The 14,251-nt window shown below is 63.5% G+C and carries 11 protein-coding genes; 2 read left to right on the forward strand and 9 right to left on the reverse strand.

The features are described 5' to 3' along the window. Window positions 1-10: 10 nt before the first annotated feature. The 6 genes from EGJ68_RS09525 to EGJ68_RS09550 are packed head-to-tail and all read right to left on the reverse strand — an operon-like array spanning window position 11 to window position 6,918. Window positions 11-1,693 (reverse strand): BatD family protein, encoded by a 1,683-nt coding sequence (locus EGJ68_RS09525; RefSeq protein ID WP_158283594.1) that lies wholly within the window; start codon window positions 1,691-1,693, stop codon window positions 11-13. Continuing rightward, entirely contained in the window at window positions 1,677-3,503 is a 1,827-nt protein-coding gene (locus tag EGJ68_RS09530; RefSeq protein WP_233248754.1) for a VWA domain-containing protein, read from the reverse strand. The genes EGJ68_RS09525 and EGJ68_RS09530 overlap by 17 nt, the downstream gene beginning before the upstream one ends. Next, a complete protein-coding gene (locus EGJ68_RS09535; RefSeq protein ID WP_123034322.1) occupies window positions 3,503-4,531 on the reverse strand; it encodes a vWA domain-containing protein in 1,029 nt (342 codons plus the stop codon). The genes EGJ68_RS09530 and EGJ68_RS09535 overlap by 1 nt, the downstream gene beginning before the upstream one ends. Continuing rightward, window positions 4,528-5,010 (reverse strand): DUF4381 domain-containing protein, encoded by a 483-nt coding sequence (locus EGJ68_RS09540; protein ID WP_123034323.1) that lies wholly within the window; start codon window positions 5,008-5,010, stop codon window positions 4,528-4,530. Before EGJ68_RS09540 ends, EGJ68_RS09535 begins: the two co-directional genes overlap by 4 nt. Then, a complete protein-coding gene (locus EGJ68_RS09545; RefSeq protein WP_233248755.1) occupies window positions 5,007-5,951 on the reverse strand; it encodes a DUF58 domain-containing protein in 945 nt (314 codons plus the stop codon). Before EGJ68_RS09545 ends, EGJ68_RS09540 begins: the two co-directional genes overlap by 4 nt. Window positions 5,952-5,961: 10 nt before the next feature. Continuing rightward, complete coding sequence (locus EGJ68_RS09550) at window positions 5,962-6,918, reverse strand: AAA family ATPase (protein ID WP_123034325.1); 957 nt, start codon at window positions 6,916-6,918, stop codon at window positions 5,962-5,964. 220 nt (window positions 6,919-7,138) lie between these two features. Between EGJ68_RS09550 and EGJ68_RS09555 the strand changes: the two genes are divergently transcribed. Next, a complete protein-coding gene (locus EGJ68_RS09555) occupies window positions 7,139-11,983 on the forward strand; it encodes an NAD-glutamate dehydrogenase (protein ID WP_123034326.1) in 4,845 nt (1,614 codons plus the stop codon). A 51-nt stretch (window positions 11,984-12,034) separates the two neighbouring features. On the opposite strand, the gene rmf is transcribed toward EGJ68_RS09555, so the two are convergent. Beyond that, window positions 12,035-12,238, reverse strand: coding sequence for a ribosome modulation factor (gene rmf / locus EGJ68_RS09560; protein WP_084638877.1), 204 nt, complete (start codon window positions 12,236-12,238; stop codon window positions 12,035-12,037). A gap of 164 nt (window positions 12,239-12,402) precedes the next feature. Here rmf and EGJ68_RS09565 point away from each other — a divergent pair, with 164 nt between their 5' ends. Then, window positions 12,403-13,425 (forward strand): DUF2235 domain-containing protein, encoded by a 1,023-nt coding sequence (locus tag EGJ68_RS09565; RefSeq protein WP_123034327.1) that lies wholly within the window; start codon window positions 12,403-12,405, stop codon window positions 13,423-13,425. Here EGJ68_RS09565 and EGJ68_RS09570 read toward each other — a convergent pair. Both EGJ68_RS09570 and EGJ68_RS09575 read right to left on the reverse strand, forming a co-directional pair. Then, window positions 13,359-13,994 carry a lysophospholipid acyltransferase family protein gene (locus tag EGJ68_RS09570; protein ID WP_123034328.1) on the reverse strand — a complete coding sequence of 212 codons (636 nt, stop codon included), beginning with the start codon at window positions 13,992-13,994 and terminating at the stop codon, window positions 13,359-13,361. The two genes, EGJ68_RS09565 and EGJ68_RS09570, sit on opposite strands and share 67 nt — an antisense overlap. Window positions 13,995-14,037: 43 nt before the next feature. After that, window positions 14,038-14,235 carry a hypothetical protein gene (locus tag EGJ68_RS09575; RefSeq protein WP_123034329.1) on the reverse strand — a complete coding sequence of 66 codons (198 nt, stop codon included), beginning with the start codon at window positions 14,233-14,235 and terminating at the stop codon, window positions 14,038-14,040. Between the last annotated feature and the right edge of the window lie 16 nt (window positions 14,236-14,251).

Raw genomic sequence — 14,251 nt, forward strand, 5'->3', positions numbered from 1 at the left:
CGGCGCACGTTCAGGACGTGGTGGGGTAAAGGGCGAACGTATCCACAGCGCGGTCGCGTTTGCCGCCCTTGCGCCGACGCAGCTCCGCAACCGCAGAGGCGAGGGCGGCACCGCGCCACTGGCTGCTCCCTGAGCGGTAGAGTGCCGCGTCCAGTTCAGCGATTGCCTGCGACAGACCGGCGTCGCCGAGGTGGCGGGCAAGTTGATCCGCCCGTAAGGGACGGGGCATGTCGAGGTAGGCCTGTGCCCAGTGCAGCAACGCGGCCCGCGCAGCTGCTGCACTGTCGCTGGCGCAGGCGGCCTGCAGTTGCTTGAAGGCGCGCGACTCGCTGTTGTTGCGCGGCGTGGCGTTCGGCGGAGTCGCATGCACTGCGGGGCGCCATCGCCAGAACAGCACGATGGTGGCGGCCCAGAGCACGGCAAAGAACGCCGTCAGCCACTGCCATAGCCTGCTGTCGCTCTTCGGTGCAGGGTCGAGTGGGAACAGGGCATCATTGCTCCGGGGAGCATCCGTCTGCGTGGCGGGCGGGCTCGCCGTCGCCGACGCGCCCGGCGCAACCGTGATTTCACGGGCGGGCAGCACCGCGTAGCGCACGGTGTCCTGCGCGACGTCCCACCAGGGAATCCGGATTTCCGGCAAGGTAAAGCGGCCGGCCCGGTTGGCGACCAATGCGGCACTCTCACGGCGTTGGCCAGCAAGACCAGCAGCGTTTTCTGCATCGGTGACAACGGGTTGATCCGGGTAGTAGCGCAGACCGTCCTGCGCCTCAAAGGCGATTGGCGGTAGCTGGGCTCCCTGCAAGCCGGCCCCGCGCAGGGTGATTGTACGCGTCACCGATTCACCGGCCTGCAAGGTATCCGGCAGCTTGGACCAGCTCTCTTCGATAACAAGGTCGCGAGCGGGAAGCCATGTGTCGTTGGCCGGAAATGTGCTCGGGCGAGGCAATACATTAACCGTCAGTGGCTCGGTACGGCGCTGGAGCTGGCGGCCGCCTGAACCGAAGTCGAATACGCTGCGACGCCCGCTACTCTCCCGACCGGTAAACACCTGCGGAGGAATGGTCAGGGTGCCGCTTTGCTCGGGGAAAATCGCGTAGCGTACTTCGTGCACTAACCAGGGCCGGCCATCCTGCGTACGCTGGAAGGAGTTCTGTTCCAGAGGCTGCACATAGGCGTTGTCCAGCTGTAACTCACTGACGCTGCGGGAATCCAGGTTGATCGACTGTTGAATGCGTACCGTCAACAGAATCTGACCCTGTACATAGACCTCCTGACGATCCACTTCAGCGGCCACCACAACGGTTTGATCGGCATCCGTTGGCGCGGGGGGCGGCCCGACCTCGACAGCGATCGGCTCGCTGGTAGCGGCGCCGATGCGCAGCCCGGGGATCGCCAGCAGGCCTTCGCGCCTGGGACTCAAATCCAGCAGCACCTGCCGCGTCTGGCTGCGCTCGCCGTTGACGATACTGGTGCTGCTGGTGGCGCTGCGCTGCAGTATCTCGAAATCTGCCAGCAGTCGGCGCAGGTCCAGCGCGTCGAGATCCTCATTTGCGGTGGCAGTGATGACCAGTCGAATGCTGTCGCCCAGGGCCACCTCCTGCCGGTCGACGGCCACCTCCAGCGCTGCCTGGCTGCTTGCCGCCGTGAAGACTACCAATAGCGGTATCCAGAAGCGCTTACCACTCAACATCATTGCCTCTCTCCGGTGCCTGTTGGCGTTTGCGGCTCTCGTAGCGGAACTTTTCGCGCAGGAGACCCGATGGATCATCGGGCACCCGCCGCAGCCATTGCTCCATGGCCTGGTTGCGCTCCGCTTCCTCCATGGACAGCTCGGGCACGGGTACATTCTCCAGTGCACCGGGCGCTGCCGGCTGTTCACTCACCTCGTTGCCCTCCGGCTCGTCCGCTCGTGCCTCTTCTTCCTCTGGATTCGCACCTGCCTGCGAATCCTCGTTGTTGCCCGGGTCGCGTGGCTTGCCGGCCGGTTCATTGCGGGGATCTTCCGGTGTTTCGCTATCAGGAGTGTTTTCACCGGGTTCCGAAGGGTCCGCCGCGTCCCCGCCGCCCTGTTCCGGAGACTGTGAATCACCCGGGTCCTGCTCCTGCGAGTCCCCCTGCTGTTGCTCCTGCTCCTGTTGTTGCTTGAGCGACTCCAGCAAGGCGAGATTGGCCGCGGCATCGGGCTGCTCGGGCGCCAGTTCCAGGGACTTGCGGTAGGCCTCGATGGCGGCATCGAGCTCTCCGCTACGCGCCAGAGCGTTGCCGCGGTTGTACCAGCTGTCGGCACTATCCGGGTCGGCAAACAGGGCTGATGCGCGCTCGAAGTCGCCACTCTGGTAGGCCGCAGTACCTTTCCAGGCCGGGTCTTCAAACAGTTCAGCGGCGCGTTCGACATCCCCCTCAGCCAGCGCACGCTGGCCCTGTTGGTTGGGGGTCAGCCAGAGGTCCTGCCAATCCGCCGCGTGGGTGGGGGCAGGCTGGAATACAAGCAGCAAGGGCGCTAGAGTCAGTAGCCAGCCGCGGCGAAAAAGGGCCAGGGCGAAGGGCAGCAGGAGGATGATCAGCCAGTAACCCTGGTCCTCCCAGGTGTCGGCGCTGCGCTCGTCACTGCGGCGTGTCTCGCGCGAGCGTGGCGCGGCAGCGAGGAGTTCACTGAGGTCGCCGTTATCGACCTGCAACGAGCGGTAGAGGCCATTGGTCGCGCCAGCCAGCCTCTTCAGGCCTGGCGCGTCCAGCCCGGGCATTGCGATAGCGCCGCTGTCATCGCGCACAAAACCGCCACGCGGCAGGGGCATGGGTGCGCCGTTGGCTGTACCCAGGCCGAGTATTGCCAGGTGAGCGGAGGTGTTCTTCAGCAGGGCTTGGACACGTTCACCCTGCGCTGCGGGCACACCATCGGTCAGCAATAGAATGCGCCCGTCACTCACGCCTGCCGAGGCCAACAACTCCAGCGCCAGTTCAATGGCGGCAGACGTATTGCTACCCGCCACCGGCATCATGTCGGGATTCAGGGCGGGCAGCAGGTTGGCGATTGTTCCGGTATCGTCAGTCAGTGGTGTCACCACATGCGCGTCTCCGGCATAGGCAACCAGGCCGGTCTGGCCTTCATCGCGCGCCTGCAGCAGGTCCAGCAGCTTCTGCCGCGCCCGGTCCAGGCGCGATGGAGCCTGGTCAGCTGCCTTCATCGAGTAGGACAGGTCAAGTACCAGCACCAGTGCGTCCTGAATCTGCTCCACGGGTTGCGGTATCTTTTTCAGGCTGGGGCCAGCGGCTGCAAATGCTGCGAGTAGCCACGCAACGAGCGCCAGCCAGACGATGCGACGGCGGCCGGCCCCGCGCGCTGCAGGAGCCAGATGGGACAGCAGGTGCGCATCTATCACGCGTCCCCAGTCGCCCGCGAGCGCTCTCTGCCGCCACAACAGCCACGCCAGTGGCAGGGCGGGCAAGCCCCAGAGCAGCCAGGCGGGCCGGATGAAATGAATGAATACCTCAGACTCAATCATCAGTGGGTTCCCGCTGGGTCGGTGCGCTGGCGGTGTAACTGCACGCCGTGCTGTGCCGCAAGCCAGAAGCTGATCAGCAACGCCAGTAGCAGCGGCCAGTGCCCCAGTGCCTGCCTGGGCCGGTAGGTGCCGCCGTCGAGGGTCACCGGTTCGAGTTCGTCCAGCAGCTGGTAGATCCCCGCGAGCTCCTGCGGGTCGCGAGCGCGAAAATACCGTCCACCGGTCATTTCGGCGATGGCCTGCAGGCTCTCTTCATCGAGATCAGCGGATGGATTCACTCGCCGGCTGCCGAAACTCGAACCGAAAATACCGGGTACCGCAAGCTGGTCTGCACCGATACCGATGGTATACACGCGTATACCCAGCCCCTGGGCAAGCCGTGCCGCGTCCAGCGGATCGATGCTGCTTGCGGTATCCTGGCCATCGGTGAGCAGGACAAGCACGCGGCTTTCCGCGGGCCGTTCGCGCAAGCGTTTTACCGCAAGCCCGATGGCGTCACCGATCGCGGTTTCCTGCCCGGCAAAACCGATTTGCGCCTCGCGCAGGAAACGTTCGACGGTGGCGACATCAAAACTCAGGGGAGACTGCACATAGGCATTACTGCCGAAGAGGATAAGGCCAACCCGGTCGCCGCGGCGGCGTTCGATAAACTCAGCGCCCACGGCCTTCACGGCGTCCACGCGGCGCACCAGGTTGTTGCCCACCTGCATGTCCTCCACGCGCATGCTGCCGGAGATGTCTACCGCTAGCATCAGGTCGCGACCACTGGCGGGTAGTTGCACCGGTTCGCCGATCCAGGTCGGGCGCGCCGCCGCCAGCAGCAGGCACAGCCAGAGCAGCCAAAGCAGCAGCGTGGATAAACGGGCACCACCAGCCACGCCATCGGCAGACTGCTCCAGTGTTTGCCAGTCATCGAAGAAGGGCGCCCGTAGTGGTGTGAGTTCGTTGCGCGCCGGCGGCCACCAGCGTCGAACCAGCAGCGGCAGCGGCAACAGCAGGCCCACCCAGGGCCAGAGCCAGGTAATCATGCGCGCCCCCGGTGGCGACACAGCCAGATGTCGGCACACGCGAGCAGGGCAGGGATGTCGATGGGCCCTGGATCGGGCGCATGTGCCTTGGCGAGAGCCTCGGGAAAACGCTGCTTGCTGTCTGTTACCGCGAATTCCTCATTGAGGAATTGCAGCCAGCGTGTGCCGCTCAACGCCGCCACTTCACGACGTGGATACACCTGCAGACACACGCCTTTCAACAGAGTGTTCACAGCACTCAAGGTGCCGGTCACGGATGTGTTTGTGTGATAGGCCGCCTCGATTGCCCGTAGTTGCGCTCTGGCCAGGCGCCGATAGCGGTTGCGTTGGTAACGCCGCAGCAGGCTCCAGCCGAGCAGGGCGAGGGCCGCGCAGCCGAGGGCGGCAAGTATCCACCAGCCTGGAGCCGGTGGCCAAAGGGCGATCGGGTCCGGACTGCGCAGTGGCTGCAGTGCTGCCAGTGGGTCCTGCGGCGTCACTGGCGTGGTTCCCCGAAATAGCGCTGCAACAACAGGAAAGGTGAGTGATCGGTGCTGGCTTGTAACAGCGGAATACCCAGGCGTTGTAGCTCAGTGTGCAATGCCGCGGCACGCTGTGCTGCCAGCGCGGCATAGCGGTCGCGCAGTGTGCTGTCCCGGGTCACCAGTTCCGCGCGGCGTGTCCCGTCGGTAACCGCGTAACGCCCCGGCGGTGGCAGCGTAGTTTCCAGTGGATCGCTGCAGGCGATGGCAGTGATTTCAGTGTGCTGCGCCAATCGAAACAGGTGCTCGCGCACGGCGGGATCAGCGGCGTCGTGGAAATCACTGATCAGGTACAGGCTGGTACCTGGTCGTGCGATGTGGCGCAGCGCCTCCAACATGGCGGCCAGGCCGCGTGTCTCGGTATTCTCTGTGTGAGCGGGCAGGCGCGCGTTGAATTCGACAATCTGCGAAAGCAGTGCCAACACCGTCTTGCGGTTGCGACGCGGGCGAACTTCCTGGTGTCCCGTCTCATTGAAAACCACGCCGCCAATACGGTCACCGTTGCCCAGTGCACTCCAGGCGAGCAGGCTTGCCAGATGGGCGGCGAGGACTGACTTGAAACAGCACTGCGAGCCGAAGAACAGCCGCTGGCGCTGGTCCACGACGACCAGCACGGGACGTTCGCGCTCCTCACGGAACACCCGGGTATGGGCATTCCCGGTGCGCGCGGTCACCCGCCAGTCGATCGTGCGAATATCGTCTCCGGGTTGGTAGCTGCGGACTTCCTCGAAATCGATGCCGCGGCCACGGAAATTCGCTTTGTTGGGGCCGGTAAGTGAGGCCAGCGCACGTGTGCGCCGCGACAGGCTGAGGTGCGCCGCGGGAAAGCGCAGGGCAATCAGCGCATCGAGACTCGCGTATGCGCCGCGTGCGGGGCCTGTCGCGTCAGCCAAGCTCACCTGCATATTCCTAGGCGGTGGGGACGAGGGTCAGCAGCTCGTCGATGACGTGATCCGGGGTGATGCCATTGGCTTCCGCTTCGAAGCTCAGGATGAGGCGGTGCCGCAGGACATCCGCGGCAATCGCCTGCACATCATCCGGGCTGACAAAATCGTGCCCGCGCAGCCAGGCATGTGCCCGCGCGCAGCGGTCGAGAGCGATGGTGGCACGTGGGCTGGCACCGTATTCGATCCAGTTTCCCAGGCGCTCGTCATAGGCGGCCGGTTGCCGCGTGGCCATCACCAGCTGCACGATATAGTGTTCCACGACATCGGCCATGTGCAGTCCCAGTGCTTCGCCGCGTGCGTCGAACACGGTTTTCTGCGCCAGTGGTGCGGGCGTGGCAGCGCCGCCGCTGCGGGCCTCGGCGCGGGTGAGCCGCAGAATTTCCGCCTCCGCCGCAGCATCGGGGTAGCCGACCTTAACGTGCATGAGAAAGCGGTCCAACTGAGCCTCGGGCAGTGGATAGGTCCCCTCCTGCTCGATCGGATTCTGGGTCGCCATGACCAGGAACAACTCCGGCAGCGCCCAGGTTTCGGCTCCCACACTCACCTGGCGCTCGGCCATGGCTTCCAGCAGGGCCGACTGCACTTTCGCCGGCGCGCGGTTCACTTCGTCTGCCAACACCAGGTTGTGGAAGACCGGGCCGCGCTGGAAGTGAAAGCTGCCCTCCTGCGGTCGGTAGATCTCGGTGCCGGTGATATCGCCAGGCAGCAGGTCCGGGGTGAACTGAATGCGGTGGAAGCTGCCCTCGATACCATCGGCCAGCGCCTTGATGGCGCGGGTTTTGGCCAGCCCCGGCGCGCCTTCCACCAGCAAGTGACCATCGGCCAGGAGGGCGATGATAAGGCGTTCGACCAGGTGGGATTGTCCGATAATCTGGCCACTCAGCCAGCTCTCCAGCGTTCTCAATTCAGCGCTAGGCACGCAGTCTCCTTGTTTGACGACACAGATCGCCTTTGCGGCGGGGGCGTATTGTAGCCAATACCCCGGGTTTCTTCACGCTTCCCACGGATGCAGCCCTTGGAGCCCTGCGTGTGTGTAAAAGTTCCCTCTGCAGCCGTCACGTCCCGGCCACCATTGCGGTAGACTACATGCATATAAGACATTGGAAACTGGGCCCTCGAAGGCGCGGGAGCATTGCAGCATGGCGTGGGACGAGTTCAAGAAAAACCTGCTCAAGGACCTCGCGGCATGTATCGATGCCCGCGCGGCGGAGGGCGACCGGGCCTCGCTACACGAACTCGCGGACGACTTCTTTACCCGCTATCCGGCAGAAGATCTGCGCCATCGCTCCATCGACGACCTCTACGGTTCGCTCTACAGCCTGCTGCACTTCATGAGCGAGTGGGATGCACCGGAGCCTAAGGTGCGCATTTTCAATCCCAGCCTGGAGGATCATGGCTGGGAGAGCAAGAGCACGGTCATCGCCGTGCTTTGCCGCGACCTGCCGTTCTGCACGGCCTCGGTCCGCGGGGAGCTGAACCAGCGCAATATTCGCATTCACGCGCTCGCCAGTTGTAACCTGCTGGTGGCGCGCAGTCCCGCCGGGGAGTTGCAAGCCGTGCTGGGCGCACCGCCGGAGGACGCGCGGCAGGTGTCCAACGAAAGCCTGCTGTTCTTCGAGATCGGCCGTCACTCCCGCCCCGAGCAGCTGGGTGAGCTGCACGATACCCTGCGTGACATTCTGCGCGAGGTGGCGTTGGTCGTGGACGACTTTGCCGCCATGCGCGATTGCCTGCAGCAGGCGCGCGAAGCGGTCAGTGCCAATGCCGGCCCCGACGAGGAAAACCGCGCAGAAGCGCTGGCATTTCTCGATTGGCTGCAGCAGGACCGGGTAACTTTCCTTGGCTATGAATACCTGCAGGTCACTCGCGAAGGTCCGGACTACCGCGTGGCAGAAGACCCGGCCGCGAGGCTCGGTATTCTCCGCCAGCGCGACACCCGCGGCGCGCAGGACCTGCACGCCGATCTGCACGCCATGTCCCCCGATGAACTGCGCAGGCGGCAGCTGAGCTTTGCCAAGTCGGGGCTGCGCTCCCGCGTGCATCGTCAGGCGTATCCAGACTATATCGAAATCAAGGTCTACGATGCGGCGGGTGATGTTGCCGGTCAGCATCGCTTCATCGGTTTGTACACAGCGGCTGTCTACACCATGAACCCGGCCCTTATCCCGATCCTGCGCCGTAAAGTCGCGCAGGTGGTTGAGGGCTCGGGCCTGGATCCCCGCGAGCACGATGGCCGCGAGCTCGCCCGTGTACTGGAGCTGTTTCCGCGTGACGAGCTGTTCCAGTCCAATGTGAAAGAGCTGCGCAATACAGTGCTAGCGGTCAATCGCATACAGGAGCGCCGTCAAACCCGGCTTTTCGTGCGTCGCGACGTGCACGGAAAGTTCTTCAGCTGTCTCGTCTACATGCCGCGGGACCGCTACAGCACCCAGCAGCGTTGCGTGATGCAGGAGATCCTCTGTCGCGCGTTGGGCGCTGAGGAATCAGAGTTCACCACCTACTTTTCCGAGTCCGTGCTGGTGCGTTGTCACTTCGTGTTGCGGGTCGACCCCGCAGTGAATCGGTCCTGGGACGTCAACGAAATTGAGGAGCAGATCGTGCAGGCAACACTGGCATGGGAAGACCGGCTGCGGCTGCGCCTGATCGAGGAGTTCGGCGAGGAAAACGGCGAGCAGTACGCACGCGAACTGGGCCCCGGCTTCCCTCCGGGCTATCGGGACGATTTCGACCCGCGGGTTGCCGTGCTGGATATCAAGCATCTGCTCAACTTGCGCGCGGGACAGAAGCTCGGCATGAGCCTGTCGCGCAAGCTGGAGGAGGAGGAAGACCGCTTGCGCCTGCGGCTGTACCACCGGGGTGAATCGCTACCCCTGTCGGATGTGCTGCCGATTCTCGAGAACCTTGGCCTGCGCGTCATGACCGAACGCCCCTATGGCATCCGTACGGCGGATGACACACGCTTCTGGATACAGGAATTCAGCCTCAGTTATTCGCTGTCTGACAACATCGATCTGGAGCAGGTGCGCGACGAGTTCGAGGATGCCTTTGCCCGTATCTGGTTTGGTGAGGCAGAAAGTGACTCGTTCAATCGCCTGTTGCTGGGAACCCGGCTGAGCTGGCGGGAAATTGCCTTGCTGCGCGCCTACGCACGCTACCTGCGCCAGGTGCAGTTTCCTTACAGTGTCGAGTACATCGCCGAAACCATGGCGGACCACCTGCAGATTACCGCGGGCCTGGTCGAGCTGTTCCTGACGCGCTTTTCCCCCGTGTTCGATGGTGATGACGACTGGCGCAGCCAGCGCGAACAGGTGGTGGAAGAGCGCGTACTGGCGGCTCTGGAGGAGGTGCAGAATCTCGGTCAGGATCGCATCATTCGTCAGTATGTGAAGGTGATCAAGGCCACGTTGCGCACCAACTTTTTCCAGCCGGGCAGCGACGGCAAGTTCAAACCGTATTTCTCGTTCAAACTGAGCCCGCGCGAGATACCTGATGTGCCGCGCCCGGTGCCGCTCTACGAAATCTATGTGTACTCACCCCGGGTGGAGGGTGTGCATCTGCGCGGCGGCAAGGTGGCCCGGGGCGGGTTGCGCTGGTCCGACCGCCTGGAGGACTTCCGCACGGAAGTGCTCGGGCTGGTGAAGGCGCAGCAGGTAAAGAATGCGGTGATCGTGCCGGTGGGGGCGAAGGGTGGTTTTGTGGCCAAGTGCCTGACGCCGGGCATGTCGCGCGACGAGGTACAGGCTGAAGGCATAGCCTGTTATCAGACGTTCATCCGCGGGTTGCTCGATATCACGGATAATCGCGGTGAGGGTGGCATCCTGCGCCCGGTGCTGGTGGTGGCCAAGGACGATGAAGACCCCTACCTGGTGGTCGCAGCCGACAAGGGCACGGCGACATTCTCTGATATCGCCAATGGGCTGGCACGTGAATACGGTTTCTGGCTGGGCGACGCGTTCGCTTCCGGTGGCAGTGCCGGCTATGACCACAAGAAAATGGCCATCACCGCGCGCGGCGCCTGGGTGTCGGTGCAACGGCATTTCCGTGAGCTCGGCATCAACGTCCAGCAGACGGATTTCACCGTGGTCGGGATCGGTGACATGGCCGGCGATGTTTTCGGCAACGGCATGCTGTTGTCGCCCCACATACAACTGGTCGCGGCCTTTAATCACCAGCATATATTCATTGACCCGGAACCGGTTGCGGCAGCCAGCTTTGCCGAGCGCCAGCGCCTGTTTGCGCTGCCGCGCTCGAGCTGGGCGGACTACGATACGACGCTTATTTCCGCCGGCGGCGGGGTGTTTGAGCGCAGTTCCAAGTCGATCGCCATATCCCCCGCGATGCAGGCGAGGTTTGCGATCGACGCCGATCGGCTGCCGCCGAATGAGCTGATATCACATCTATTGCGGGCAGAGGTGGACCTGCTCTGGAACGGTGGCATCGGCACCTACATCAAGGCCAGTAGCGAGTCGCACACGGATGTTGGCGACAAATCCAATGATGGCCTGCGCATCAACGCCGACGAACTGCGCTGCCGCGTCATCGGCGAGGGCGGGAACCTCGGCATGAGTCAACTGGCGCGTGTTGAGTACGGCCTGGCCGGAGGACGGTCCAACACCGACTTTATCGACAACGCCGGCGGCGTGGACTGCTCCGACCACGAGGTCAATATCAAGATTTTGCTGAACGCGGTGGTAGAACGCGGCGATCTTACCGGCAAGCAGCGCAATGCGCTGCTGGAGGACATGACTGACAGCGTGGCGGCACTGGTGCTGCAGAACAACTACCGGCAAACCCAGGCGATCAGCCTGGCGGAGGCAGAAGTCCAGGAGCGCAGCGGTGAGTATCGGCGCTATATCAGCAACCTCGAGGCCGCTGGCAAGCTCAATCGCCAGCTGGAGTTTATCCCCTCGGACCAGGATCTCGCGGACCGGCGGGTGCAGGGGCAGGGGCTCACCCGGCCGGAGTTGGCGGTGCTGGTGTCCTACAGCAAGGCGATTCTGAAAGAGGAATTGATTGCGTCCGACCTGGGGTTGGATCCACACCTGGCGGCGGCGGCAACGACGGCCTTCCCGCCACAACTGCTGGAGCGCTATCCGGAAGAGGTGGCCGAACACGGCCTGCGTCGGGAGATCATGTGTACCCAGGTTGCCAACGATATCGTTAACCGACTGGGTTTCAATTTTGTGCCGCGCCAACGCAAAGCGACCGGCGCACCGGTGGCCGACGTTGCCAGGGCGTACACCGCGGTCATGCATATCTATGCGGTGGATGCGTTGTGGACGCAGGTGGAGGCACTGGATTACACCGTAGACGCCACGGTCCAACAGACCATGATGCATTGCCTCATGCGCCTGGTGCGGCGCGCCAGCCGCTGGCTACTGCGCAACCGGCGTCATGAGATGGCACCGACACGAGCCATCGCCGAGTTTGCCGAGGGTGTCGCGCAGTTGCGCGAAGCGCTGCCGACGATGCTGCGCGGCCGGGCGGCGGAGCAATACCGCGCCATGTCGGAGCATTGGCAGCAAGCGGGGGTTGACGCCTCACTGGCGGAAGCGGTGGCGGGGGCGCTGCAGGGTTACACTGCGCTGGGCATTGTGCAGGCGGCGCGCGAGACAGAAGCGCCTCTCATGCACGTGGCTGAGCTCTATTTCGAAATGGGCGAACGGCTACAGCTGGACTGGTTCAGCGGGCAGATTCTGGCGAGCAAGGTCGAGAATGAGTGGCAGGCGCTGGCCCGCGACACTTATCTCGAGGACCTCGAGTGGCAACAGCGAACATTGGCGGTAGGTGCCTTGCGCTACCTGACTGCGGACGGTTCGCTGGACGCCTGCCTGCAGACCTGGGAGGAGCAGCAGGCAGCGCTGCTGTCCCGCTGGCAGGATATGGTCACCGAACTCCACACGACCGATTCACCGGACTTTGCGATGTTTGCTGTCGCGGTACGGGAGTTGCTGGATCTGGCTCAGAGCAGCCTGCGCACCTGAGCGAGGCAGGCGCCAGAAGGCCATGTAGACCTTCCAGCGCGGTATGGCGTCTCAGCTGACGCGGAGTTTATGCACGCCTGACACGCCGGTCAGGCCGTCCCATTGGTCGACACGACCTTCTCGCCAGCCCGATACCCACTGTTGGCGATGCTCCTCGTTGGCGTGCGGACAAAAATCGATACTGCGGCCCGTTACTCCGGCCTGGTAGCCGCGGTCATACGCCCGGGAATTCATGTCGCGTTTCTGTCTTCTCATCAATACTGCCTCCTGTTGGACCCTTGTGCCCGGGGGGCACGGTTCCATCTAAACAGACTGCCAAAGGCCTCGCAAACATCGATTGGGAGCAAGGCTTTCCCCGTTTATAACCAAAGCGGGTGTACACTGCAAGATCACCCACAACCGGTCGACGAGGGGGCGATATGGCTGCGGATGGCAAACACATCGTAATTTGTGCCGATGGCACGTGGAACGACCCCGAAGATGAAAGCCCCACCAACGTACTGCGCATGGCCCGCGCCATCAGCCCCCGCGCGGCGAACGGTTGCAAGCAGGTTGTCTTCTATGACTGGGGAGTCGGCTCCTACTACGCCCAGGCTGCGGGCGGAGTAAGCGGTCTCGGCATGACCAAGAATATCCAGGATGGCTATCGCTTTATCGTACAGAACTACGATCCGGGAGATCGCCTGTTTCTGTTTGGCTTCAGCCGCGGCGCCTACACGGTGCGCTGTCTGGCGGGCATGCTGAATAACTGCGGGGTGCTACGGCGCGCGGAGGCGTCGCGCATACCCGAGGCCTTCACCTTGTACAAACAGCGCAATGCGCCGCCCGGGTCACCGACATCAGAACAGTGGCGACAGGCGTTCGCGGTGGGCGGTCAGCGTGCCGAAGTCGATTTTATCGGCGTGTGGGATACGGTGGGTGCGTTGGGTATTCCAACGCGCGTGCTGGCCTTTGCCGGGGAGAAGGATCTGTTTTATGACCCGGTGTTGGGCAGCAACGTTCGCGTGGCCCGGCATGCGGTCTCCATTGACGAGCAACGCAGCGATTTTGAGCCCACCCTGTGGACACCTACCGACAGTGCCGACATGCAGCAGGTCTGGTTTGCCGGGGTGCACGGTGACGTGGGCGGAGGCTACGGCGTCGATAGCGCGGGCAAGCGCCTGAGCGATATACCGCTCAACTGGATGGCGCGCGAGGCGCAAAGCGCCGGCGTGGCGCTGGAGGCACACTTGCTGGATGCCGGTGACCTGGATAGCTCGGCAGCCGCGCACCGCTCCTATCAACGTTTCTGGCGCGCGCTGGGGCGATACAACCGCCGTATTCCGGATGACGCGGTGCTGCACCGATCCGTTTGCGAACGGCATGCGCGGGGAGATTATGCTCCCGTTGCCCTGCAGGATTGGCTGGCACGCCGCAACGGTAACTGGACGTTGTCTTCATGACGCTTGCAGTGGCAGTGCCTGAGGGCTAGCGGATCGGCGGTGCCTGCAGGTAACGCTGCCTCTCGGTTGTCCGGGTCCCAAAGCACCAGCTGCAGGTAGTTCTGGTCAAACCTGTCGATGTCGCGCGGTAGCCCCGAGCCTTCGCCCACTGCTCGAAAGGCGAGTTCACGCAAACGGCCGATTTCGCGCATCGTGCAGGGAGCACGCTCCATTTTGCACAAGTGAATCTGCATGCCGTCCGGGGTGCACCCGAGCAGTTCGCTGGCCGTTACTTCCTGCTCCAGCAGCCGCCGGTTTTCGGGTTCGGCAATGGCCTCCACACCCCGGAAGATGGGCGGCGCGTTGCGTGCCAGACGATAGACATGGCGGCGAAACTGGCCCGCCAGAGTACGCGGCGAGGTGGACACGGTGTGGTAGTTTTGCCAGGGAATCGGGGCTCCCACGCGCGCCTCTACAGTATTGTGCGCCTGGGCTGTGTTGGCGATACGAATAAAACCGTGTTGCCAGTCCCCATCCTTGACTCCCTTCACCCCGAAACGCGAGACCTCGCCGGCGGGGAAAATAATCAACGTGGCTGCACAATCTCGCGAATATCCAGCATGTGCCTCGCCCCTAGGAGTAAATCAGGTTGAGTGAATCGTCCTGCTCCTGCTGCCAGGCGAACGCCATTCCCGGGGCCGCGCGCTCCCCGGCCTGTTCGATCACGGAAATCCGGCCCCCGCGCTGGATGAAGTGATCGATCTGGCGCTGAATTTCGCGGCGTTCCCGTTCTTTCTGGGTCAGGCGCGTCTGGAGTGTCTGTTGCTGCATGGTCAAGCCTCCACGG

The sequence above is a fragment of the Haliea alexandrii genome (assembly GCF_003719295.1).
GTDB lineage: Bacteria > Pseudomonadota > Gammaproteobacteria > Pseudomonadales > Halieaceae > Haliea > Haliea alexandrii.

Bases quoted from the DNA above. Each gene is read 5' to 3' on its own strand.
- EGJ68_RS09525 (WP_158283594.1), bottom strand. From the start codon at position 1,693: ATGATGTTGAGTGGTAAGCGCTTCTGGATACCGCTATTGGTAGTCTTC.
- EGJ68_RS09530 (WP_233248754.1), bottom strand. From the start codon at position 3,503: ATGATTGAGTCTGAGGTATTCATTCATTTCATCCGGCCCGCCTGGCTG.
- EGJ68_RS09535 (WP_123034322.1), bottom strand. From the start codon at position 4,531: ATGATTACCTGGCTCTGGCCCTGGGTGGGCCTGCTGTTGCCGCTGCCG.
- EGJ68_RS09555 (WP_123034326.1), top strand. From the start codon at position 7,139: ATGGCGTGGGACGAGTTCAAGAAAAACCTGCTCAAGGACCTCGCGGCA.
- rmf (WP_084638877.1), bottom strand. From the start codon at position 12,238: ATGAGAAGACAGAAACGCGACATGAATTCCCGGGCGTATGACCGCGGC.
- EGJ68_RS09565 (WP_123034327.1), top strand. From the start codon at position 12,403: ATGGCTGCGGATGGCAAACACATCGTAATTTGTGCCGATGGCACGTGG.
- EGJ68_RS09575 (WP_123034329.1), bottom strand. From the start codon at position 14,235: ATGCAGCAACAGACACTCCAGACGCGCCTGACCCAGAAAGAACGGGAA.